Source organism: Marinobacter sp. HL-58 (genome assembly GCF_001314605.1).
In the GTDB taxonomy this organism is placed as follows: domain Bacteria; phylum Pseudomonadota; class Gammaproteobacteria; order Pseudomonadales; family Oleiphilaceae; genus Marinobacter.
Genome location: NZ_LIHP01000011.1, coordinates 234,078 through 256,549, shown reverse-complemented (window position 1 = coordinate 256,549; position 22,472 = coordinate 234,078). Strand labels below are relative to the sequence as shown.

Annotated in this window: 19 protein-coding genes; 11 read left to right on the top strand and 8 right to left on the bottom strand. The window is 55.7% G+C overall.

The features are described 5' to 3' along the window. The first annotated feature begins 109 nt into the window (after window positions 1-109). Window positions 110-994, top strand: a complete 885-nt coding sequence (locus HLUCCO03_RS10300; protein ID WP_027830643.1) for a chemotaxis protein — start codon at window positions 110-112, stop codon at window positions 992-994. On the opposite strand, the gene HLUCCO03_RS10295 is transcribed toward HLUCCO03_RS10300, so the two are convergent. Together HLUCCO03_RS10295 and HLUCCO03_RS10290 are read right to left on the bottom strand one after the other, a co-directional pair. Beyond that, complete coding sequence (locus HLUCCO03_RS10295) at window positions 991-2,073, bottom strand: alpha/beta hydrolase (protein WP_027830644.1); 1,083 nt, start codon at window positions 2,071-2,073, stop codon at window positions 991-993. The genes HLUCCO03_RS10300 and HLUCCO03_RS10295 overlap by 4 nt on opposite strands. A gap of 63 nt (window positions 2,074-2,136) precedes the next feature. Then, window positions 2,137-2,952: a GntR family transcriptional regulator gene (locus HLUCCO03_RS10290; RefSeq protein ID WP_051603751.1), complete on the bottom strand. Its 816-nt coding sequence runs from the start codon at window positions 2,950-2,952 to the stop codon at window positions 2,137-2,139. A gap of 209 nt (window positions 2,953-3,161) precedes the next feature. Between HLUCCO03_RS10290 and HLUCCO03_RS10285 the strand changes: the two genes are divergently transcribed. The 4 genes from HLUCCO03_RS10285 to HLUCCO03_RS10270 all read left to right on the top strand — a co-directional run bounded on the left by HLUCCO03_RS10285 (window position 3,162) and on the right by HLUCCO03_RS10270 (window position 9,080). Beyond that, on the top strand, window positions 3,162-4,859 hold the full coding sequence (locus HLUCCO03_RS10285; protein ID WP_027830645.1) for an L-lactate permease: 1,698 nt from the start codon (window positions 3,162-3,164) through the stop codon (window positions 4,857-4,859). Continuing rightward, on the top strand, window positions 4,856-7,666 hold the full coding sequence (locus HLUCCO03_RS10280; protein ID WP_027830646.1) for an FAD-binding and (Fe-S)-binding domain-containing protein: 2,811 nt from the start codon (window positions 4,856-4,858) through the stop codon (window positions 7,664-7,666). Before HLUCCO03_RS10285 ends, HLUCCO03_RS10280 begins: the two co-directional genes overlap by 4 nt. 70 nt (window positions 7,667-7,736) lie before the next feature. Beyond that, on the top strand, window positions 7,737-8,495 hold the full coding sequence (locus HLUCCO03_RS10275; protein WP_027830647.1) for an FkbM family methyltransferase: 759 nt from the start codon (window positions 7,737-7,739) through the stop codon (window positions 8,493-8,495). 45 nt (window positions 8,496-8,540) lie between these two features. Then, window positions 8,541-9,080, top strand: a complete 540-nt coding sequence (locus tag HLUCCO03_RS10270; RefSeq protein WP_027830648.1) for a cytochrome b — start codon at window positions 8,541-8,543, stop codon at window positions 9,078-9,080. A 43-nt stretch (window positions 9,081-9,123) separates the two neighbouring features. Here HLUCCO03_RS10270 and HLUCCO03_RS10265 read toward each other — a convergent pair whose 3' ends face one another. Then, window positions 9,124-10,197 carry a mechanosensitive ion channel domain-containing protein gene (locus HLUCCO03_RS10265; RefSeq protein WP_027830649.1) on the bottom strand — a complete coding sequence of 358 codons (1,074 nt, stop codon included), beginning with the start codon at window positions 10,195-10,197 and terminating at the stop codon, window positions 9,124-9,126. 76 nt (window positions 10,198-10,273) lie between these two features. On the opposite strand from HLUCCO03_RS10265, the gene HLUCCO03_RS10260 reads away from it, so the two are divergent. Then, a complete protein-coding gene (locus HLUCCO03_RS10260; RefSeq protein ID WP_367142349.1) occupies window positions 10,274-11,155 on the top strand; it encodes a hypothetical protein in 882 nt (293 codons plus the stop codon). After that, window positions 11,152-11,838 (top strand): NAD(P)H-binding protein, encoded by a 687-nt coding sequence (locus tag HLUCCO03_RS10255; RefSeq protein ID WP_027830651.1) that lies wholly within the window; start codon window positions 11,152-11,154, stop codon window positions 11,836-11,838. Before HLUCCO03_RS10260 ends, HLUCCO03_RS10255 begins: the two co-directional genes overlap by 4 nt. Window positions 11,839-11,873: 35 nt before the next feature. Here the strand turns inward: HLUCCO03_RS10255 and HLUCCO03_RS10250 are convergent, their stop codons facing one another. Continuing rightward, a complete protein-coding gene (locus HLUCCO03_RS10250) occupies window positions 11,874-12,257 on the bottom strand; it encodes a DUF4168 domain-containing protein (protein WP_027830652.1) in 384 nt (127 codons plus the stop codon). Between the two features lie 502 nt (window positions 12,258-12,759). Between HLUCCO03_RS10250 and HLUCCO03_RS10245 the strand changes: the two genes are divergently transcribed. Continuing rightward, window positions 12,760-14,121: a hypothetical protein gene (locus HLUCCO03_RS10245; protein WP_197025636.1), complete on the top strand. Its 1,362-nt coding sequence runs from the start codon at window positions 12,760-12,762 to the stop codon at window positions 14,119-14,121. A 42-nt stretch (window positions 14,122-14,163) separates the two neighbouring features. After that, window positions 14,164-15,789: an AMP-binding protein gene (locus HLUCCO03_RS10240; RefSeq protein ID WP_027830653.1), complete on the top strand. Its 1,626-nt coding sequence runs from the start codon at window positions 14,164-14,166 to the stop codon at window positions 15,787-15,789. 113 nt (window positions 15,790-15,902) lie between these two features. Here the strand turns inward: HLUCCO03_RS10240 and HLUCCO03_RS10235 are convergent, their stop codons facing one another. The 4 genes from HLUCCO03_RS10235 to HLUCCO03_RS10220 are packed head-to-tail and all read right to left on the bottom strand — an operon-like array spanning window position 15,903 to window position 21,284. Further along, window positions 15,903-17,324: an NAD-dependent succinate-semialdehyde dehydrogenase gene (locus HLUCCO03_RS10235; protein WP_027830654.1), complete on the bottom strand. Its 1,422-nt coding sequence runs from the start codon at window positions 17,322-17,324 to the stop codon at window positions 15,903-15,905. Between the two features lie 22 nt (window positions 17,325-17,346). Then, entirely contained in the window at window positions 17,347-19,128 is a 1,782-nt protein-coding gene (locus HLUCCO03_RS10230) for an acyl-CoA dehydrogenase (RefSeq protein WP_027830655.1), read from the bottom strand. A gap of 11 nt (window positions 19,129-19,139) precedes the next feature. Further along, window positions 19,140-19,889, bottom strand: a complete 750-nt coding sequence (gene phbB / locus HLUCCO03_RS10225) for an acetoacetyl-CoA reductase (protein ID WP_027830656.1) — start codon at window positions 19,887-19,889, stop codon at window positions 19,140-19,142. 27 nt (window positions 19,890-19,916) lie between these two features. Beyond that, window positions 19,917-21,284: a malonyl-CoA decarboxylase gene (locus HLUCCO03_RS10220; RefSeq protein ID WP_027830657.1), complete on the bottom strand. Its 1,368-nt coding sequence runs from the start codon at window positions 21,282-21,284 to the stop codon at window positions 19,917-19,919. 149 nt (window positions 21,285-21,433) lie between these two features. On the opposite strand from HLUCCO03_RS10220, the gene HLUCCO03_RS10215 reads away from it, so the two are divergent. Next, window positions 21,434-21,865 (top strand): MaoC family dehydratase, encoded by a 432-nt coding sequence (locus HLUCCO03_RS10215; protein ID WP_027830658.1) that lies wholly within the window; start codon window positions 21,434-21,436, stop codon window positions 21,863-21,865. Window positions 21,866-21,881: 16 nt separating this feature from the next. After that, on the top strand, window positions 21,882-22,427 hold the full coding sequence (locus HLUCCO03_RS10210) for a hydrolase (RefSeq protein ID WP_027830659.1): 546 nt from the start codon (window positions 21,882-21,884) through the stop codon (window positions 22,425-22,427). Window positions 22,428-22,472: the final 45 nt, after the last annotated feature.

Below are 22,472 nucleotides of genomic sequence, written 5' to 3'. Positions count from 1 at the left end.
TCATCTCGGGCAGGGCGGCTGGCTGCAAAATCTTACAATTTCAGTTGGGCCGGCATGGTATTGTCGGCCTGCTACACTTTTCTCAAAGTTCAGGACAGGTTACAAGGTTATGGCCGAGGGCACCAAGCACCCCCAGAAACTGTTGCTGTTTTATCTGACGAGTCACAGGCCCTTCGGGCTGGGCACCCTGAAAATCCGCGAGATCATGCCGTTTGTACCGTTAACCAAGCTGCCCCACAGCCATTCGGCGGTGGTGGGCACCATGAGTTTCCGTGGCGCGGCGGTGCCGGTGATCGACATGGCCGCAGCGGTTGGCTCTCAGCCACTGTCCGCAGAAGAGCGCAAGACAGCCTCCATTATCGTGACCGATATACAGCGCAAGGAAATTGGCTTTCTGGTGCGCAGCGTTCGCAAAATCGTGGAGACGGACTGGAAGGATGTGATGCCTCCCCCCAAAAGCCTTGGCGACCGTGCATTTATTACCGGGCTGGTGAATATTGAGGACCAGATTGTCCAGTTGCTGGATGTGGAGCTGTTGCTCGCACGGGTGTATCCGGAATCCGTCAACCCCTCTGAAGTGGTCCTGACCGATGTTCAGCGTGAGACTCTGAAAGGGCTGAACATCCTGCTGGTGGATGATTCCCAGGTGGCACGCAAGCAGCTGTCTGATGCGCTGGACGCCAAGGATGTCACCTATTTCGTGACCACGAACGGCCAGGATGCACTGGATCTGATGATCAATGCCAATAACGACGGCAAGCCCATTGATATCCTGGTGAGCGACATTGAAATGCCGGGGCTGGACGGCTATGAACTGACGTTCAATGTGCGGGACAGCAGCGCCCTGAAACAGCCTTACATTATCCTGCATACCTCGCTGAACAGCGAAATGAGCGTGAGCTATGCCAAACAGGTGGGTGCGGATGAGGCCCTCACCAAGTTCGACGCTGAGGAACTGCTGCACGCCATATTGCGCGGGGCCGAACGGGACTAACGGCCCGCGTTTGCCTCCACCCGGGCGAGAAATGCCCCGATCCGCCCGAAGGCCTCTTCCGCCTCCGGTAGCAGTGGCGTAAACAGATGCCATACATGAACCATGTCCGGCCAGGTTTCAATCTCCACTGGCGATCCGGCAGCCTGTGCTTTTTTTACATATCGTTGGGCGTTCTCCAGCAGCAGCTCTGATTCGCTGACCTGAATCAGTGTCGGCGGCAGGTTGTGCAGCTTTCCGCGCAGGGGGGATGCGATCGGGCTGGTGGGGAGTACCCGCAGGCCCAGGACAGTCCCCCACCAGAGTAACGGCAGGGGAACACGCGACAGCTTTTTAACCGTTGGGCCCAACATGGGGTCCGTTGCCAGGTTGGCACGCCTGCCCAGGGAAGTAAGCATCAATTCCGTAGAGGGTGACAGTGCGATGGCCGCATCGGGTCTGTGCAGACCCTCGTCCCGTATCCAGGCAATCAGCCCCAGGGCGTGGCTGCCGCCGGCAGAGTCCCCGGCAACCACAATGAAATCCGCCGGTGCCTTTCCGTCAGGGCCGTTCTCGAGCATCCAGCGGTATGCCCGTCGGCAGTCGTTAATGCCGTCCAGGTAGCGGTTTTCCGGCATCAGCCGGTAATCAACAGCAAAGACGCAGGCTTGGGCCAGCCCCGACAGGCGGTCAGTGATGGCCCGATGGCTCCTGGGGCTGCCGGCGATCCAGGAACCGCCGTGAATGTAGAGAATCCGGCGATTGGCCTGTGCGCCCGGTGCTATCACCCATTCTCCCCTGGGGGCGCCACTTGCGGACGAGCGGATTTGCGAACTCAGATCCAGGCCATCGCTCATGCTGTCCATGTACTGCCGCAGCGCTTTTACGCGAGCGCGTCCACGAAGACCTTCAGTCGCGGTGTGCATGCCGTGAATCTTCTCGAGCACTTGCCGGTGGGCTTCGCTTTTCAGCGGGCGCGTGGCCTCCCTGCGTTCCTCCCGTCTCGGGCCATGCCGGCGCAGCAGAAACACCAGCAGGGCAATCAAGGCTATGGTGAAGAGCCCGAACCACATCATTACGAACCAGGCGATTCCGAACATCATGGGCATTCCTTGCGTGGTTGGGTGGCGGGTTGCTGGCACAGAATCTGCCCAGACCCCACCAGGTCAGCCCATTTTGCCGGCTTCACTCGCAGTCATTGAGTCAGTGGCTGTTTTGTCTGGCCTGATCCGGCGCTGGGACCTTTCCAGGCGCCTGTGGTTCTCGAGCTGTTCCGAGAGCACCTGCTGGGCGTACTGGATGTGCTGGCCGGCAAAATGCCTTGCGTCTTCAGCGCGGCCTTCAATAATGGCTTCAAAGAGCAGGCGATGCTGTTCCATCAGCTCGCTGCGCGTCTGCTTCTCCCTGGCGTACATGCCGCCGATATTGGCTACCACATTGGTTTTCAGCAGGCTGAAGAGCCCGCGGATGGTATGCAAAAGGATGGCGTTGTGGCTGGCTTCAGCGATGGCAAGATGGAACCTGGCGTCTGCTGCCCCTTCCTCGTTCAGCCCGCCGCTCTCAGAGGCGTAGCAGGCCTGCAGGGTTTCGTAGGCAGCCTTGAGGTGGGTCTTGTCGATGGTAGTTGCCCGCAGGGCGGCGTAATAGGCGCAGTCTGCTTCCAGGGTGCGACGGTACTCCAGCAGATCCCTCTGGGCGTCCGGATGCCCCTCCAGCAGGGTGATCAGGGGGTCGGTAAAGCTGGTCCCCAGTGATTCCGAGACAAAATGCCCGCCGCCCTGGCGGCTGATGAGAAGACCTTTGGTCGCCAGTCTATGTACGGCCTCCCGCAATGACGGGCGCGACACACCGAATTTTTCAGCCAGGGCACGCTCCGCCGGCAGCCGCTCCCCGGGCTGCAGCGTCCCTTCCAGAATCATCTTTTCCAGTTCTTCGACAATGCTATCCGCAAGGCGCCGTGGTGAGATACGTCCGGTGTTCATTGTGCTCCTGGGTTCCCCTCTGGTCTTACCAATTCTTGATTATGCCGAGCAACGGTGTGAATGATAACCCGCGATTTGCGTTACTCGACTAATGTCTATACTGAATGCTTTGAAGTCATCGGAAAATTTCCCTATCGTGTTTGACTGACATTGTAAATTGGTATTACCAATTATCCAAATTCATCAACAATAAAATTCAGGAGCCTCTGATGTCACCCGGTCTTCTCGCGTTACTGGCTTTCACCCCAATTCTGTTGGCGGGCATCTTGCTCATTGGTCTGCGCTGGCCTGCCAGCCGGTCCATGCCCATCGTGTTTATCGTGACCGCACTGATTGGTCTCACCGCCTGGGATATGTCGTTCAATCGCATCCTGGCGTCCACGCTTCAGGGGCTGGGTATTACCTTCGGCCTGCTGTGGATTATCTTTGGTGCCATCCTGCTGCTGAACACGCTGAAGCACTCGGGGGGTATTACCGCCATACGGGCAGGATTTGCCAATATAAGCCCGGACCGTCGTATCCAGGCCATTATCATTGCCTGGCTGTTCGGCTGTTTTATTGAGGGGGCTTCGGGCTTCGGTACGCCGGCTGCGATTGCTGCACCCCTGCTGGTTGCCATTGGCTTCCCGGCCATGGCGGCGGTGATGCTGGGCATGATGGTTCAGAGCACACCGGTTTCCTTCGGTGCTGTGGGTACGCCGATCATTGTGGGTGTTAACACCGGCCTGGAAAAATCCAGCATCACGGAAAGGCTGGAAGAGCTGGGCTCCAACTGGGACACCTACCTGCAGATTATCACCTCGGAAGTAGCGATCATTCACGCGATTGTCGGCGTTGTAATGCCGCTGTTCATGGTGATGATGATGACCCGTTTCTTCGGCAAGAACCGCAGCTGGCGCGAAGGACTGGAAGTTCTGCCATTTGCCATTTTCGCCGGTATTGCATTCGTGGTGCCCTATGCCATCACCGGTGTTGTGCTTGGTCCGGAGTTCCCGTCGTTGCTGGGTGGCCTGATTGGCCTTGCCATTGTGACCACTGCTGCGCGCAAGGGCTTCCTGCTGCCGAAGAACAACTGGGACTTTGCCCCCGGTAACGAATGGCCCTCTGAATGGCTGGGTACCATCGAAATGAAACTCGATGAGCTGACCAAGAAGCCCATGAGCTCCTTCCGGGCCTGGCTGCCGTATGTGCTGGTGGGTGTGGTACTGGTTATCAGCCGTACCGTGCCGGCGGTGAAAGAAGCATTCATGTCGGTTTCCATTGGCGTAACCGATATCATGGGCGAGTCTGGTGTCAGTACCAGTTTTGAGCCCCTTTACCTACCGGGTGGCATTCTGATGATGATTGTCATCGCGACCTTCTTCCTCCATCGCATGCAGGTAAAAGAGCTGACGGCGGCTGTGAAGGAGTCCAGCGGTGTCATTCTCAGCGCCGGGTTCGTGCTGCTGTTCACCGTGCCCATGGTCCGTATTCTGATCAACTCCGGCGTCAATATGTCTGACCTGCCCAGCATGCCCATTGCCATGGCTACCTGGGTGGCGGACAGCGTTGGCGGTATCTATCCGTTGCTGGCTCCGGCCGTGGGTGCCATGGGTGCCTTCCTGGCTGGTTCAAACACCGTATCCAACATGATGTTCAGCCAGTTCCAGTTTGGTGTGGCTGAAGGGCTGGGACTTTCAACGGCGCTGATTGTCGCGGTCCAGGCCATTGGTGCCGCTGCCGGTAATATGGTGGCGATTCACAATGTGGTTGCCGCTTCAGCAACAGTCGGGCTGTTGGGCAAGGAAGGTCAGACACTGCGAAAAACTATCTGGCCAGCCATGTACTACATTCTCTTCACAGGCCTGATTGCATTGATTGCGGCCTATGTGCTGGGAGCCACTGATCCTCTGATGGGAGCCTCATGAAACTGTCCTCCGAGGCTCTCTCGGCATTAAAGGAGTTGATTCCGGTCGAGCGGGTCTATGACGACCCGCTCTCGACCCTGGCCTATGGCACGGATGCCAGCTTTTACCGCCTGATCCCGGGGGCCGTGGTCAAGGTGGAAAGCGAGGATGAAGTTGTCGGAGTACTGAAGATCGCACGGCGCTTCGCGGCGCCGGTGACGTTCCGGGCTGCCGGAACCAGCCTGTCCGGCCAGGCCATCAGCGATTCCATCCTGCTGGTGCTGGGTGATCACTGGAAAGACCATGAGATCCGTAACGAAGGACGCCAGATCCGCCTGCAGCCGGGGATCATCGGTGCCCAGGCCAATGCCTGGCTGGCGCCATACGGCTACAAGATCGGCCCTGACCCCGCATCTATCAATGCCTGCAAGATCGGTGGCATTGTCGCCAACAATGCCAGTGGCATGTGCTGCGGTACCGCCCAGAATACCTACCATACCCTCGCCAGTATGCGAATGGTGCTGGCGGATGGTGCTGTGGTGGATACCGAGGACTATGCCAGTGTGAAGGTGTTCCGGGAAAGCCACGCCGGGCTGCTGGCGAAGCTGGAACAGCTGGCATCCGAGACCCGCGCCAACACCGAACTGGCTGATCGCATCCGCCATAAATACCGGCTGAAAAACACCACCGGCCTGTCGCTGAATGCGCTGGTGGATTACAGCGACCCGATGGATATCCTGACCCACCTGATGGTGGGTTCCGAAGGTACCCTGGGTTTTGTCAGCTCGGTGACCTACAACACCGTGCCGGATTACCCGAACAAGGCGACCGGATTGCTGGTGTTTACCAATGCAGACAGCTGTTGCCGTGCGGCGGCATTGCTGCGGTCCCAGCCGGTGGACGCGGTAGAACTTCTGGACCGTCGCAGCCTGCGCTCGGTCCAGGACAAGCCCGGCCTTCCCGAGTGGATACACGGATTATCGGACGATGCCTGCGCCTTGTTGATTGAGACCCGGGCTCCCGACCAGAATTTGCTGCAGGAGCAGCTGGTTCAGATCAAGGCCGCCCTGGCGGACTTCCCCGTGGAACAGAAAGTGGATTTCACCACGGACCCGAAAGTGTCTGAGCTTCTGTGGGCTATCCGCAAGGGCACGTTCCCCGCCGTAGGTGCGGTGCGCCCGACCGGAACCACTGTGATTATCGAGGACGTTACCTTCCCTCTCGACCAGCTGGCGGAAGGCGTGAAGCGGCTTCAGGACCTGTTTGTAAAGCATGGCTATGACAATGCCATCATCTTCGGTCACGCGCTGGAAGGGAACCTTCACTTTGTGTTTCCCCAGGGCTTTGACGACCCCGAGGAAGTGGCCCGCTACGACGCCTTCATGAAAGACGTCTCGCAGCTGGTGGCGGTTGAATTCGGCGGTTCACTCAAGGCGGAGCATGGCACCGGTCGCAACATGGCGCCCTTTGTGGAACTGGAATGGGGGCATGATGCCTGGCAGTTGATGTGGAAGATCAAGGGTCTGCTGGACCCGGATAATCTGCTGAATCCGGACGTGGTGCTTTCTCACGACAAAGACATTCACCTGAAAAACCTCAAACCGCTGCCCGCCGCCGATCCGCTGGTGGACAAGTGCATCGAGTGCGGTTTCTGTGAACCCGTGTGTCCCTCGGAAGGGCTGACCCTGTCACCGCGTCAGCGCATCGTGATCTGGCGTGATATCCAGGCCAAAAAACGGGCCGGCAAGGATACCTCGGAGCTGGAGGCTGCCTACCAGTACCACGGCATAGACACCTGTGCTGCGACAGGCCTCTGTGCCCAGCGTTGCCCGGTGGATATCAACACCGGTGACCTGGTGCGCAAGCTCAGGGCTGGTCAGACCCGCCACAGTGGCACCGCCGACCGTGCCGCCGATCATTTCCAGGCTGTGTTGCGTGGCGCCCGCTTCGTGCTTTCCATGGCATCCGGCGCCGAGAAGCTGCTGGGGGCGCCCAGACTGGCGAAGCTGAGCGCTGGTATGCGCAAGCTCTCCGGGCAAAGGCTGCCCCAGTGGGATCCGTCCATGCCGCAGCCCATCCGTTTTGTGCCGTCAGCCGTGGCACCGGATAATGGAGCGCCCAGGGTGGTGTATTTGCAGGCCTGCGTATCCCGGGTGATGGGGCCGGCCAGCGGCGATTCGGAGCAGACGCCTCTGCATGAGAAAACCCGGCAACTGCTGGAAAAGGGTGGCTATCAGGTGGTTTTCCCCGAAAGCCTGGATGCCCTCTGCTGTGGCCAGCCGTTTGCCTCCAAAGGCTACCCTGAACAGGCTGAGCGCAAGAAAACAGAACTCCTGGATGCACTGATGGCTGCCACCCGTAACGGCCAGGATCCGGTGTATTGCGACACCAGCCCCTGCACCCTGCAGATCCAGGAGGCAGCCCGGGAGCTGGGCCTTGACCTGTACGACCCGGTGAAGTTTATCCGTGAAAAACTGGTGGACCGCCTGGTTTTCAAGCCTGATGACACCGCCATTGCCATCCATGTCACCTGCAGCACCCAGCACCTTGGGGAATCACAGGGTCTGATCGATATTGCCCGGCGCTGCAGCACCAACGTGGTGATTCCCGAGGATATTCACTGCTGTGCCTTTGCCGGTGACAAGGGCTTCAATGTGCCGGAACTGAACAGCCACGCCCTGCGCACCCTGCCGCGCCAGGTGGATGGCTGCGTGGAGGGGATTTCCACCAGCCGCACCTGTGAGATCGGCCTGAGCCGGCATGGAGGGATTGACTACCATGGGCTGGTTTACCTGGTGGACCGGGTGACCGAAGCTGCCGTTCACTGATCCGGTTTTTCTACTACTCTGACAATTACTGAGCATGTCAGTCCCGGGTTGAGTGCAACAGGAGGTGGTCTTGCGTCCGATCATCGACCAGCTGAACCACGGGCTGGGGCTGTTACGGTCCCTGGTGATCTATCGACGTCCCGGTCGTCAGAGGGCTTTACGCCAACTCTACAGTGAGTTCGTCGGTCCGGGGGACCTGGTCTTCGACATTGGGGCCCATCTGGGCGACCGAAGCTCTGCATTTTCCGCGCTGGGGGCCCGGGTGGTGGCGGTGGAGCCCCAACCCCGGCTGCTGTGCTGGCTGCGGTGGCTGACCCGGCATCAACCGGGGGTGGTGTGCCTGTCGCTGGCTGTCGGGCGGGCTCCGGGCAATGCCGAGCTGGCCCTGAGCCTGCGCAATCCCGCGGTGGCTTCACTGGACAGCCGCTGGCGGGAACACCTGCGTACAACAACGGCCGGTTTCCGGCATGTGCGCTGGGAAGATTCGGTTACCGTTCCGGTGACAACCCTGGACGAGCTGATATGGCAGTATGGCAGGCCTGGCTTCTGCAAGATTGATGTGGAGGGCTTTGAGGCCGAAGTGCTGGCGGGGCTGAGCCAGCCGCTGCCGGCACTGTCTTTCGAGTTCGTAAACGGTACCCTGGATCGGGCATTGCGATGTCTGAAAGAACTGGATCTGCTCGGCCAATACGAGTTCAATGTTATTGCCGGTGAGCAACGCCGCTTTATCTGGGTTTCATGGCGGAATCCGGAGTCACTCCGGCATTGGCTTGCGGCGGGTGCAGATGGATTTGCTTCGGGTGATATTTATGCCCGGCTCCTGGTCTGACTGACCTCGCTACAGCTGCGGCACATCACAGTGGAGGGACAGTGTATGCCACAGATTCAGAAATACCCCACAGGCTGGCGGGTACTGCATTGGGTAATGGCCCTGATGGTTCTGACCTTGATACCCGTTGGGCTCTGGATGGCGTCACGGGCGGAAGCAGACATCTGGGGGGCGTTGACGAACACACTTTACAGTGTGCACAAGACCATCGGCTTCACGGTGCTGTTACTGATGATCCTGAGGATTGCAGTGAAAATCCGGGTGAAAAGCCCACCATACCCGGATGAGATGCCGCGCACCTTACAGATAGCGGCCAGGAGTGTGCATCACCTGATGTATATACTGCTGGTGATAACGCCGTTGTTTGGCTGGGCCGGCGTGACCGCGTTTCCTGCTCTGGCCATAGCGGGCGATTACAGACTGCCTGCCATGCCTTTTGTACCAGAGGACGAAGAACTGGCTGCCAGCCTGTTTTATATACACGGGTGGCTTGCCATAACGCTGAGTGTGCTGATTGCCGGCCATATCGCGGCAGCTTTGCGTCATTTGTTGCGCAAAGACGGTATCTTTCAACGAATGGTGTGATCAGATTGGAACAGAAGCCAGCGGGTAACCGCGAAGCTGTCGTTCACTGATCCGGCTTTTCAACCAGCCTGGCACGGACCCTGGGCAGATGTTCCGGGTAATGTTGCTGGATGAAGGTAATCATGCCTTCGCGAATGGCACAGCGCAGGTTCCAGAGCGCCGATGAATCTATGGCGCTCATGAACAGGCGGATCTGAATGGTTGTTTCCCCGGCCTCTGTGACCTGAACATTGCTGATGTTCCCGTTCCATTCCGGAGACTGTTGCAGCATTCTGTTGAATTCTGTGCGTACCGGTTCAATGGGCATGCCGTAATCCACGTTAATGAATACAGTACCGGCCAGCTCTGTGTCGTTCCTGGTCCAGTTCTGGAACGGGTTCTCGATAAACCATTGCAGGGGCACAACCAGCCGCCTCAGGTCCCATACCCTGAGCACCACATAGGTGGCGGTTACTTCCTCGACCCAGCACCACTCGCCCTGTACGAAGAGAACGTCATCAATACGGAAAGGCTGGGTCAGGGCAATCTGCATGCCTGCAAGCAGGTTGCCAAGCACCGGCTTGGCAGCAAAACCCAGTATGATGCCGCCAATACCTGCTGAGGCAAGCAGGCCACTGCCAAGGTGACGAACCGGTTCGAAGGTCACCAGCGCACCGCCTATACCAACGATGATAATAAGGATATTAAGCACCCGCACCAGGAACCGCGTTTGCGTTTCGACCTTGCGGGCACGCTTCCACTGGCCTTCCAGCACCGGATTCAGGGAGACAATCACCTCGCCGATGGCCGAGGTGCAGCGCACCAGGGCCCAGGTAACAGCCACAATCAGCAGCAGCGTGGCGGCGTGCTGGAAGAAGCCCAGGAATGGCAGGTCAGGCGAGGCGGTTTCAAGGATGCCGTTAAGAACCAGCAGGGCAATAACAATCCCCAGGGCCGGGGCGGACGCATCAAGAAACAGCCGCGGGACGGTTTTCCGGCGGGTCAGCCGCTGGATAACCGTTAACACACCCCTGAAGACCAGCAGGGTAACCACCACCGAGATCAGGGCGGTCAGACCAGGAAAAAACCAGCCCTGGAGGCCGGACTGTAGCGCGTTTAACGTGGCAGAATCAGTCATGGGCAATCGATGTCGGATCAGCAGGTGGGCCAGTGTGCGGTTTTAGTCAGTGTAAACTGCTTTTGCCCGGCGTGATATGGTTGCCGTTTTCTTCCTGGCGCTGAAAAAAACGTTTATGAAACTGATATTGAGCCGGAAAGGCTTCGACTCATCTGCAGGCGGTTGTCCCAGCCCTGTATTTCCGGATGGCTCTTTTTACACGCTGCCGATTCCGGACTCGGGTTCGAAAATTGCGTATCGGGATATCCGGTATAACGGTATGAGTGTGGGCCATCTGGTTGCCAGCCTGACCGGTGACCGGCGAGGAGGCACACGCAAGGCCCATCTTGACCCTGATCTGATTGCCGGTGCGTTGCCCCGTGCCCCCGGTTGGCGGCCATGCCTGGGCCAGACGGGTGCGGCCCAGGGCCACCTCCGTAAACAGCAGGTGGGTGTGGGTGATCTGTTTCTTTTCTTCGGTCTGTTCCGGGAGGTGGAGAAACAGGGCAGGGCCTGGCGGTTTGTCACGCAGGCCAGGCCCTTTCATGCCCTCTGGGGGTGGCTGCAGATCGGCGACATTCACCAGATAGATGAGATTGCGGACGGCGACTTGCAATGGGCGCGGTATCATCCGCATTTTCACGGTCGGCCGGATCGTAACAATACCCTGTATGTTGCTTCTGACCGCCTGTATCTCGAGGGACAGTCAACGGGACTGCCGGGGGCCGGTGTATTCAGTACAATGGCGGATTCGCTTCGCCTGACGGCACCGGAGGCAAGGTTAACGACGCAATGGCGTCTGCCAGGTGGTTTCTATCCGGGTTCTGCGGACTCGGCCCTGAGTTTCCACAGTAACCTCTCGCGCTGGCAACGTGATGATGACCACTGTTATCTCAGGAGTGCGTCCCGTGGGCAGGAGTTTGTTCTGGATACATCAGGGTATCCCGGGGTGGTTTCGTGGCTGAGGAATATTCTATGAAGATCATGTTATTGGGTGCGACAGGCCTGACCGGGGGAAAGGTGCTGGACGGTTTGCTGGCCAGGGAGGAGGTGTCGTTGGTGGTCACTCCGGTACGTCGGCCACTGTCACTGAGCCATCCGAAACTCGAACAGCACCAGATCGACTTTGACCACCTGGATGATCACGCCAGTCTGTTCGAAGTAGACATCATCATCTGCTGCCTTGGCACGACTATCAGTAAGGCCGGCTCGGCCGAGGTGTTTCGCAAGGTGGATTATGGCTATGCCATGAAAGCCGCCGGGTTAGGGCAGGCGAAGGGTGTGAAAGGGTTTATCCTGATGTCGGCCATTGCCGCTTCCCCGTCATCCAGAGTTTTCTACAATCGCGTTAAAGGTGAACTGGAGGAAGGTATCAAAGCGTTGGGCTTTCCATACCTGTCCATTTACCAGCCCAGTCTGCTTTTGGGTGATAGGAACGAACACCGCACAGCCGAGGCGCTCGGTATGAAAGCCATGCCCCTGATCAACCGGGCGCTCATCGGTCCACTGGAAAGGTTTCGTGCCATTGAGGCGGATACCGTGGCCAGGGCGATGGTAAATGAGGTGCGCGATCTGCGGCCAGAGAATCCCGAAAAACCTCTGGTTCGCATACACGACTATGCCGATATTGTCGTGATGGCACAAAAAAATCCCGGAGCATAACCCCGGGATTTTTTGTAGTAACGCAGTCGTTACTGTTACATCATTTCATCAACGCGCTCACGGGTTTCCGGATCGCTGTTGTATGCAGTAGCGATGCTGTTATAGGTCTCGATCTCCATGTCTTCGCCCTGGATAACCTCGACCATCTCGTCATTGGCTTCCTGCTGCAGTTCCTGGGCTTTCGCCTGGTCGTCAGCAGACTCTATTTTTTCCATGTACTCGTCACGGATGTCGTTGATGCCTTTCTGTGCATTAACGAAGCTCTCCAGCTCACCATCGCTGAAATCAGTCTGCGGAGCGCTTTGCTCGCCCTGCATGGCATCGCCACTTTGCTGGTTCTGCTGGGATTCCTGGGCCAGTACCGGGCCAGCGGCCAGAAGTGCCATGGATGCAGTCAATGAGATCAAAAGCTTGTTCATAAAAACTCTCCTACAGTTTTGCTTCATTCGAGGCTGTTTTCGATCAGTGCCTCTGTTGAGTGCAAGGTATCCCTTACAAGCCCCGTGCCAGGATTCCATGATGCCCTGAAAATGAAATAAAACCTTTAAAAACAATAAGATAAAAATACCAAAAGATTAAGTGAGTTTAATGCCGCTTGTGACATATTGCCTCATGAGGCGTGGGGGTGTGGCATCGGGGCAAGAAGGAGCCTGCCAGTCGACTGAAACTATTGTCGCGTGAATTCCGGACCAAGAGTGTCATATATCAAGTGCTTATAATTAGTATGTAAAAAGATAGGCATGCAAATAAATCAAGTAGTAGTTCTCTAAAAACCAAGTAAAAACCATTGAACAAATGAGTAAATATGCCTAGTATTATCGGAGAGGTGATGTGCCTCCCTTTGCATTCTCAAATTCAGTTGGATGGAGAACAAAAACAATGTCCTTACATAAGAGGCCAACAGGCGGCGAGCAGCCGTCCATGTTAGGCACCTTGAAATTGCGCGTGCCGTTCGTCCATTACAAGGTAGAGATCCCGGATATACTGCAGGGCGCGATTCTTTGTGTTGTTCCACTGAGTATCACTGCGTTGATGACCTCAGTTCTTGGTATTCCGTTCGAGATAGCGGTTGCCTTTGTGTTACTGAACAATATTCTCTACCTGGTGCATTCGCATTTTGGAGACCCGGCCGTTGCTGGCTGGATCACGGCTGGTATTCCTCTTTATATCGCCTTCCTGACCGGCTACCCAGAGGGGGAAGCCAGAATACTGGCGTTAATTGCCCTACAGATAACCGTTGCCATCATCTTCCTTGGGCTTGGGGTGTTCAAAGGGGCTGATGCGTTAGTGCGGAAGATGCCCATGTCGCTCAAATCCGGCATTTTAATAGGTGCCGGTATTTCCGCAGTGATGGGCGAATTCGCTGATGACGGACGTGTCTGGACTATGCCTATCACCATTCTGACGGGGGCAGTGCTTGGTTTTTTCATGTTGTTCTCTGAGACAGCAAGCCCTCTGCGCGCGCGATATGGTTTTTTCCGTTTCGTGGCTCAGTACGGCATTGCGGTCCCATTCCTGATTGCCTACGTGTTTGGCATGATCATTGGCGAGGTGGAAACACCGGTAATCGAGTGGGGTTTTACCACAATTCCATTTACCACCATCCTCCAGGATTACAGCGTCTTAGGACTGGGATTGCCACCTCTGCAATACTTCATTGATGCCATACCGCTGGCTTTGGCTGCCTATATTATTGCGTTCGGCGATATTCTGGTTGTGGACTCCCTTTTCAAAAATGCTGACGGCGTGCGCAAGGACGAGAAGCTGATCTTCAGTCCTCGCCGTAACAGCATCATTGTAGGCATTCGTAACTTCCTGCATGGCATCTTCGCACCGTTCATCAGCCTTTCCGGCCCGGCCTGGACGGGTGGGCAGGCTCTGGTAATTAATCGCTACATGAACAACCCCCGCTCTGCCATGGATAGCTATTGGGGAGGTGCAACCAGTATCTACTGGGGCATGACTATCGCGATTGTTCTGGTGCCAGTGGTAACCCTGTTCAAGCCGGGCCTCAATATCGGTATGGCACTTACATTACTGATCCAAGGCTACCTTTGCGGCTATCTGGCCATAGAAATGCTGGATCGTCAGACCAACCTTGAGCGAGGTATTGCAGTGATCGTTGGATCCATCCTGGCGGCGAAAGGAGCGGCCTGGGGGCTTGGTGTCGGGCTTGTACTCTGGTTCTTCCTGGAGAAAAACTGGTTTGCCGACGCCTATGAAGCGACGCACCACCATAAAGACGAGCCTGCTGATGATGATGCCGTGGCTGATCGAAGCTGACCCAGAATCTTGGTCCGACAGAATAGTAAGAGGTTAACCGCGATGGAAAATATGTTTGAACTTGGGCTGGAAAAACAAGAGGCGAACCATACGCCTCTCACCCCGATCACCTTTATTCAGAGAACTGCTCTGGCACATCCGACCCGCACGGCGGTCATTCATGGGGATATCAGGAGAAACTGGGCGGAAACCTATCAGCGTTGTCTGAAGATGGCGTCTGCCCTGAGAAAACTGGGCGTCCGCAAAGGGGATACAGTGGCTGCATTGTTACCTAATATTCCCGAAATGCTGGAACTGCACTTTGCGGTACCGATGATCGGTGCCGTACTTAATGCTCAAAATACTCGTCTTGACGCAAAAACCATGACGTTCATGCTGAATCATGGCCGCGCCAAAGTATTCTTTACGGACAGGGAATACTGTGATCGTTCCAGAGAAGCTCTTGCAGGTTGCGACGCAAAACCGATAGTTGTGGACGTTGACGACCCTAACTTTGAGGGTGGTGAACTGATTGGCAAAATGACCTATGGCGACCTGCTTGCCAGCGGCGATGACGATTTTGTGTGGGACATGCCGGATGACGAGTGGCAGGCAATTGCATTGAATTACACATCCGGTACGACAGGGAACCCGAAAGGTGTTGTGTATCATCATCGCGGTGCACATCTGAACGCGCTGAGTAATGTAATCGGCTTCGGGTTGCCTTCGGGCGCCGTCTATCTCTGGACACTGCCGATGTTCCACTGTAATGGATGGTGTTACCCTTGGGCTGTTACGGCTGTTGCCGGAACCCATGTCTGTTTAAGAGCCCCTCAGCCGCAACCGGTTTTCAGCGCCATTGCACAGCACGGCGTGACGCATTTCTGTGCAGCGCCGGTTGTATTGAACATGCTGATTAACGCACCTCAGGAATACAGAAAGCCGTTCAGCCAGCAGGTAACGGCAGCGACCGGGGGTGCTGCGCCCCCTGCGGCGACTATTGAAGCCATGGAGGCCATGGGTATGAACGTGGTTCATTTGTATGGTCTTACCGAAACATACGGCCCCAGCCTGATCTGTGAATTCCAGGACGAATGGCATTTTCTGGATGGCAAGAAGAAAGCGGCGAAAATGGCACGTCAGGGTATCCTGTCATTGTCGATGGCTGACATGATGGTGGCCGATCCCGTGACACTTGAACCAGTGCCCAAGAATGGTGTGTCGATTGGTGAGCTTTATGTGCGGGGTAATGCGGTTATGAAGGGTTACCTGAACAACCCGGAGGAAACCGCGAAATCCCTAAAAGGGGGTTGGTTCCATACAGGTGATCTCGGGGTCTGGCATGCCGATGGCTATGTGGAAATAAAAGACCGCTCCAAAGACATCATTATTTCCGGTGGAGAGAATATTTCGACTCTTGAGGTAGAAAGTGCGCTCTACGATCATCCTGCTGTTCTGGAAGCAGCCGTTGTAGCCGCGCCCGATGATTATTGGGGGGAAATACCCTGTGCATTCATTACTTTGAAAGCCGGAAACGAGGGGCTGACAGAGGCCGATATTGTGGCGCATTGTCGGGCGAACCTCGCCGGCTTCAAGGTGCCCAAAAAGATAGTGTTTGCGGATGATTTGCCGAAAACATCCACTGGCAAACTGCAAAAGCATGTACTGAGGAGTGAGCTGACAGTGTAGAGGTGGGTTGGGTTTTACGCTGTAGTCTTTTGCCCCTGGCGATTGCCGGGGCCTTTTTGTACCTGCACTAAATAGCCTGGCATTATGCCGGGCTATTTAGTGCAGGTCGCTGTTCAAATCGCGAATCCGCCAAGCTTGGTTTCGAGGTACTCTTCAAGGCCCTCCTTGGCACCTTCCCGGCCAAGACCACTGGTCTTCATGCCACCAAAAGGCGCTGCGGCGCTTGTGGGGTTAATGTCGTTAATGCCAATGATGCCAAAATCCAGGGCTTCGAAGGCTCGCATGGCGGTACCTATGTCATTGCTATAGATATAGGCTGCCAATCCGTAATCGGTATCGTTGGCCATCGCGATCACATCGTCCTCTGAACGATAGGTAATAACGGGTGCTACCGGCCCGAAGGTTTCATCGCGGTAGATCTTCATGGCAGCGGTGACGCCAGACAGAACAGTTGGCGCGTAAAAATAGCCGTCCGATAGCCCGCCATCGGTCAACCGCCGCCCGCCCGTTTCCACTCTGGCTCCACGGGATACGGCATCTTTCACCTGAGTGTCGACCTTCTGGATGGCAAGCTCATTGATCAGTGGGCCGAGGCCTGTGCCCTCCGTCATGCCATTGCCTGCTACCAGCCGATTGGCGCGGCTGCTCAGTTCCCTGATGAAAGGTTCTGCGTGATCCTCGTGCACGAATATCCGGTTGGGGCTGATGCAAGCCTGTCCGGTATTCAGAAACTTTACCAGTGAGAGTCCTTTGGCAGCATGTACAGGGTCCGCGTCCGGGAACACAATCGCTGGCGCGTGGCCACCAAGTTCCATGGAAACCCGTTTCATATTCGCGGCTGCAAGGCCATTCAGTTCTTTGCCGACAGAAGTGGAACCAGTAAATGTAAGTTTGCGGATTCGTGGGTCAGTGCAGAAGGCCTTTCCCACCGGCTCCGGGTTCTGCACGGTTAGCAGGTTTACCACTCCCGGCGGAAACCCGGCATCTTCGAAGATTTCCATCATGGCTTTGGCGCACAAAGGTGTGCTCTCAGCCGGTTTGAGAATAACAGTACAGCCTGATGCCAGGGCAGGAGCAAGTTTGCGGGTGATCATCGAAATCGGATAATTCCAGGGCGTGATGGCACCGACTACCCCCACGGGAGATTTCTGAACGAGAAATCGCTGATTCTCCCGGGCAGAGGGAATGCTTTGCCCGTACAGTCTTTTTGCTTCTTCGGCAAACCAAAGCAGAAAATCAGCACCGTACTGTACTTCGTTAAGTGATGCTTTCAGCGGTTTGCCCTGTTCCCGAGTCATCAGCTCCGCCAATGTCCGCTTCTGGCGTATCATCAGTTCCCAGGCACGATACAACAACCGGGATCGAACATACGGCGTTGTTTTTTTCCATTCGATAAAAGCACGATCGGCGGCCGTAATGGCCGCCTCAATGTCCTGATTGGTGCAGTCAGGAACTGTACCAATGGTTTCACCCGTTGCCGGGTTGGTGACCGGAAACTCGGAGCGTCCGGTTATCCATTCTCCGTTTATGTACATGAGGACTTACCTCCGGGGTGTATCAGAAATCAATTTCCGGCAATGCCATGATGGCATCATCACCGGATCGCAACGCGGTCACGTAGGCTGAACTGCGCGGCAGAATGTGGTCAAAAAAGAAGTTGGTTGTTGCCAGCTTGCTGGCCGCATACGAGTCCTCGTCAATGCTTTGCTTCGCTGCGGCGGTTGTGGATTTCAGCATTAGCCAGGCTGCTGTCACGGTTGCACTGAGCATCAGATAATTATGGGCAACAGAACCGGTAAACTGATCGTCGTTACCGCGGTCGAGCACAATGCCAGTGGCATCTTCGAGGAAGGCAACGGCCTGGTCAAATCTTGCCTGTCGTTCGGCAGTGAGTGATGAGGTTCTTTGAACGGGCACGGTAAGCTGCCGCATATCATCAATCAGCTCCGCCATGGCTTTGCCCTGATTGCGAATGATCTTCCGGCCAACGAGGTCGAGTGCCTGAATACCGTTGGTACCCTCGTATATCGGCAGAATCCTTGCGTCCCGATAGTGTTGAGCAATCCCGGTTTCTTCAATGAACCCCATGCCGCCATAGACCTGGATTCCCAGCGACGTGACTTCTTGGGCGATTTCCGTACACCAGCCTTTTACCAACGGTGTCAGCAGGTCAGCGCGACGCTGATAGCGTTCGCGGGCACCATCGGGAAGATGCAGGGTGTTGGCGTAATCCACGGCAACACATCCGGTATACGCGAGCCCACGTGCTGCTTCTGTCAGGGCCTTCATGGTCATCAGCATCCGGCGAACATCCGGGTGTCTGATGATTGGAGAGACACCCGGATGTTCGCCGGGTGCTGTGCCCTGGGTTCGCTCGAAGGCGTAGTCTCGTGCTTGCTGGTAGGCTCGTTCCGAAATGGACACTCCTTGCAACCCAACTGTTAGCCGCGCGTTGTTCATCATGGTGAACATGCATGCCAGGCCCTGGTTTTCTTCACCGACCAGATAGCCGATGGCTCCCTCATTATCACCATAGCTCATGACGCAGGTAGGGCTGGCGTGAATCCCAAGCTTGTGTTCCAACGATACGGCACGGCAGTCGTTTCGCTCGCCGGGTTCGCCGGAAACATCCGGAAGATATTTCGGGACGGCAAACAGGGAAATGCCTTTAACTCCCGGGGGTGCATCAGGCAGGCGGGCGAGCACCAGGTGGATGATGTTCTCTGCCATGTTGTGTTCGCCCCAGGTGATGAAAATTTTCTGGCCTTTGATCCGATAGACATCACCATCTTGCCACGCCTTTGTGCGAATATCGGAAAGGTCAGATCCTGACTGAGGTTCAGTCAGGTTCATGGTTCCGGTCCAGCGCCCCGAGATCATTTTCGGGAGGAGCTTTTGCTTGAGGGCATCGCTGGCATTCTCGGAAAGCGCTTCGACAGCACCTTGCGATAACAGAGGACAGAGCCCCCAGGCCATATTGGCGGCGTGCCACATTTCCTGAACCGGGATGGCAAGGGAGAATGGCAGCCCCTGGCCGCCGAACTTTGGATCAAACTGCAGGCTGGCCCAGCCGCTATCGGCATACTGCTGATAGGCTTCGGCAAAACCGTCCGGTGTTATCACACTGTGGTCCGGCTCCAGATGCACGCCGGACTGGTCGCCGGCAGCGTTGATTGGCGCAATGACCGAACTCGAAAATTTTGCTGCTTCTTGGAGAATGGCTGCAACAACGTCATCGCTGGCCTCTTCGTAGCCGCAGGCTTTGGCCATTTCTGAGAATCCGGCGACCTGCTGTAGGGTAAACGCCATGTCCCGAGTGGGTGCTCTATACTCGATCACTGTTCGTCCCCTTAGCTCATGTACTGGCCGCCATTGACTGACATGTTGGTGCCAGTCACAAAGCCTGCGTCATCCGCTGTCAGGAATGCGACAGCCCGGGCAATATCCTCCGGCTCGCCGAGGCGGCCGACAGGAATGCCCTCAACAATGGTGTTGAGCACCTTCTCCGGTACCTTGCGGACCATCGGTGTATCTATATAGCCCGGAGATACCGCATTGGCAGTGACGCCTTTACGGGCGCCTTCGAGTGCGATGGATTTGGTGAAGCCATAGATGCCCGCTTTAGTCGCCGCATAGTTGGACTGGCCGAACTGGCCCTTCTCACCATTCAGGGAAGACACGTTTACGATCCGCCCGAAGCCGCGTTCACACATACCGTCAAAAACCTGGCGGCACATATTGAACATGGAATTCAGGTTCACGTTGATGACCTGGTTCCACTGCTCCGGCTGCATTTTCTTTAATGGAGCATCGTTGGTAATACCTGCATTATTTACAAGGATTTCGATTGGCCCCTGCTCTTTCTCTACAGTCTGGACAAATGTCTGGCAGTTCTCGAAATCGGTAACGTCCAGCGGGTAGATTGCAACATCAACACCTTCCTCTCGCAGGTAAGCCTGCCATTTCTGCGCTTCAGCAGTGAACTCGTTGCCAGGCAGGTGCGTGCCAATCACTTTTCGACCCTGGCTGGCCATTGCTTTACACATAGCGGTACCCAGCCCACCGGTAGATCCGGTTACAACGGCAATTCGATTTGTCATTGTGTTCTCCTCATTTTCAGTCGCTGTTTATTTCAGAAGTTTTTTGATGGCAGATGATTGTGAAATCACCCCCATGGAGGTGTACCGCTCGCTGCGGTGAACAATTTTGGGAAGCTCATACAGATAATTCACCATCAGCCCAGCGGATTGGCTTATGCCTTTCTCGGAGGTGTCCGCCAGCCAATTCAGACGAGCAATCTGTGCGCCGTTGCTGAGATGGAAATGTGCAACCGGATCTATTGCGCGACCATTTCCGGGTCTGGTCGTGCAAAGATAGGCTGCAGCTAGCTTCATAATGGCTTCCTGTTGGCCTCCGGCAGGGTCTACCAAATTTGCCGGATCGGGATCTCTTGGTGGTGGATAACTGAGCCATTTCTCGCCACCCGGTAACTCTCGCAATCTGTCCGCTGGTGTGCTGTCAAGCCAGCGACGGAAACCGGGAACTGGTGACAGTGTGGCGAACTGCTTCAATTGCGGGAACTCGTCCTGCAACCGTTTCACGACTTGCTTGATCAGGAAGTTGCCAAAACTTATGCCTGCCAGTCCGCGTTGGGCATTAGAGATTGAATAGAAAATTGCCGTATCGGCGGTATTGATATCCTGGGTTGGTGCACTCTCATCCAGCAGCTTCTGCACGTTACCGGCGAGGCCATTTACCAGGGCGACTTCAACAAAAATCAAAGGCTCATCTGGCATGTTTGGGTGTATGAAGGCGAAACAACGCCTGTCTGAATCCAGTCGATTCTTCAGGTCGTTCCAGCTTTTGATAGCGTGCACCGCCTCATAGGCAATGAGCTTTTCGAGCATGGCCGCACTTGAGTTCCAGTTGATCTCTTCCAGTTGAAGAAGGCCAACGTCGAACCAGGTGGCCAACAGGTCTCGCAGGTCAGTTTCAAGGGGCTTCAGGGCCGGATAGTCTTTGCAGAAGTTGAGCAGTTCATCCCGCATGTCCACCAGAAATTTGACTCCGGACGGAACGCCATTGAATTGTTTCAAAAGAGCTATACGGCTGGGCTCCAGAGCCTTGCGCAGTGCCTGGGCTGCCGTTGTTTTCCGATTTGCGTCGGCTTTATGCCAGTGGTCAATCGCCTTCTCAACACTGCTTTCTTCAACACCAAACTGCTCCGAGAGCAAGCCAAAAAATCGGATCTTGCCGGTTTGCGAGAGTTTCAGGTAGGCGCGGCCCAGCAACGCTGCCCGGTTTCGCGCTTCTACCTGGCCACCATTCTCCGCCAAACAGTTTTCAATCCATTCTTTGACAATGGCAACGTCTGTTTCCGGTAGGTCTTCGGCGATACTCATGATGTCTGCACCACGCCGGCTAACTGATTCCAGGCCACCGGGAACCAGTTTCTTGAAGGCTCTTTCGAAAATACTTACGGGTTGACTCTGCATACCGCATTTCCCTCTTTGCAAAGCGGTGTTGTCTTTGTTGTTGCGGGAAGGCTATCAGAGGTCCTTGAAAAAACCAAGTAAAAATACTTGGTTCTACAGTCATAAACCAGTAATCTAGTAAGCTCATGGATCAACATAAGGAATAAACAATGCGAGAATTACACGGTTACTATCTGGAAGATCTGGAAGTTGGGATGGAGTCTTTTTATGCAAAGACCATCACAGAGGCAGATGTGGTGCTGTTCGCAGGTATCAGTGGTGATGACAATCCTGTGCATATAAACGCGGAATACGCCGAGACCACGCCATTCAAGCAGCGGATCGTCCATGGCATGTTCAGTGCTGCCCTGATCTCGGCAGTACTGGGTACCCGTCTGCCTGGCCCGGGCGCGATCTACATTGACCAGCAGATCAGTTTCAAAGCCCCGGTTCACATTGGTGACACGGTGGTAGCTTCCGCCAGAGTTATAGAAATCAATCAAGAACGACGCCGGGTGAAACTGGAAACCGTTTGCAAAGTAGGCGATACGGTCGTTGCAGAAGGCGTTGCCACTAACATGGTTGATCGCAGGCCGGCGTAAGTCAGGAGGCAGTTATATGTTGATGGATAAGAATAATGTCATCGTTGCAGTGATCGACGTTCAGGCACGTTTGCTATCTGGCGTATACGAAAGTGAGCGCTTGGTAGAGAATTGCAGCTGGCTGGTTCGCCTGGCCCGGTTAATGGATGTGCCGGTTATCGGTTCGGAGCAGTATCCGGATGGTTTGGGACATACAGAAGAGAGACTTCAGGAGCTGGTAGGGCCGGAACGCATTCATGGCAAGACTTTTTTTTCCTGTATTGATGATCCCGGTTTTGAAGCAGCCTTCCAGGCCCATGGCCGTAAGCAGGTTGTGCTTTGTGGTATGGAATCTCAGGCCTGTGTGATGCAATCCACACTGAGACTGCTTGAGAAGGGATTTGATGTGTTTGTAGTTGCCGATGCAATTTCTGCAAGAAATCCATACGACACGGAAGTGGCGTTGCGCAGGATGGAACAGGCGGGGGCGGCAATCGTGACGAAAGAAATGGTCGGATTCGAATGGCTGCGTCGTTCTGATATGCCTGAGTTCAAAGATTTCAGTAAAGAGTTTCTGCGCTGACCGTAAAAGGGGGCCCGGCAGCAGCGTGGCCAGGGGCCCCTGACA

What these genes read in the sequence shown, in the direction of transcription:
- HLUCCO03_RS10255 (WP_027830651.1), top strand. Translation starts at nt 11,152, where the DNA reads ATGAAGATCATGTTATTGGGTGCGACAGGCCTGACCGGGGGAAAGGTG.
- HLUCCO03_RS10260 (WP_367142349.1), top strand. Translation starts at nt 10,274, where the DNA reads ATGGTTGCCGTTTTCTTCCTGGCGCTGAAAAAAACGTTTATGAAACTG.
- HLUCCO03_RS10210 (WP_027830659.1), top strand. Translation starts at nt 21,882, where the DNA reads ATGTTGATGGATAAGAATAATGTCATCGTTGCAGTGATCGACGTTCAG.
- HLUCCO03_RS10235 (WP_027830654.1), bottom strand. Translation starts at nt 17,324, where the DNA reads ATGTACATAAACGGAGAATGGATAACCGGACGCTCCGAGTTTCCGGTC.
- HLUCCO03_RS10290 (WP_051603751.1), bottom strand. Translation starts at nt 2,952, where the DNA reads ATGAACACCGGACGTATCTCACCACGGCGCCTTGCGGATAGCATTGTC.
- HLUCCO03_RS10295 (WP_027830644.1), bottom strand. Translation starts at nt 2,073, where the DNA reads ATGATGTTCGGAATCGCCTGGTTCGTAATGATGTGGTTCGGGCTCTTC.
- HLUCCO03_RS10240 (WP_027830653.1), top strand. Translation starts at nt 14,164, where the DNA reads ATGGAAAATATGTTTGAACTTGGGCTGGAAAAACAAGAGGCGAACCAT.
- HLUCCO03_RS10300 (WP_027830643.1), top strand. Translation starts at nt 110, where the DNA reads ATGGCCGAGGGCACCAAGCACCCCCAGAAACTGTTGCTGTTTTATCTG.
- HLUCCO03_RS10220 (WP_027830657.1), bottom strand. Translation starts at nt 21,284, where the DNA reads ATGCAGAGTCAACCCGTAAGTATTTTCGAAAGAGCCTTCAAGAAACTG.
- HLUCCO03_RS10250 (WP_027830652.1), bottom strand. Translation starts at nt 12,257, where the DNA reads ATGAACAAGCTTTTGATCTCATTGACTGCATCCATGGCACTTCTGGCC.
- phbB (WP_027830656.1), bottom strand. Translation starts at nt 19,889, where the DNA reads ATGACAAATCGAATTGCCGTTGTAACCGGATCTACCGGTGGGCTGGGT.
- HLUCCO03_RS10280 (WP_027830646.1), top strand. Translation starts at nt 4,856, where the DNA reads ATGAAACTGTCCTCCGAGGCTCTCTCGGCATTAAAGGAGTTGATTCCG.
- HLUCCO03_RS10215 (WP_027830658.1), top strand. Translation starts at nt 21,434, where the DNA reads ATGCGAGAATTACACGGTTACTATCTGGAAGATCTGGAAGTTGGGATG.
- HLUCCO03_RS10245 (WP_197025636.1), top strand. Translation starts at nt 12,760, where the DNA reads ATGTTAGGCACCTTGAAATTGCGCGTGCCGTTCGTCCATTACAAGGTA.
- HLUCCO03_RS10270 (WP_027830648.1), top strand. Translation starts at nt 8,541, where the DNA reads ATGCCACAGATTCAGAAATACCCCACAGGCTGGCGGGTACTGCATTGG.
- HLUCCO03_RS10285 (WP_027830645.1), top strand. Translation starts at nt 3,162, where the DNA reads ATGTCACCCGGTCTTCTCGCGTTACTGGCTTTCACCCCAATTCTGTTG.
- HLUCCO03_RS10265 (WP_027830649.1), bottom strand. Translation starts at nt 10,197, where the DNA reads ATGACTGATTCTGCCACGTTAAACGCGCTACAGTCCGGCCTCCAGGGC.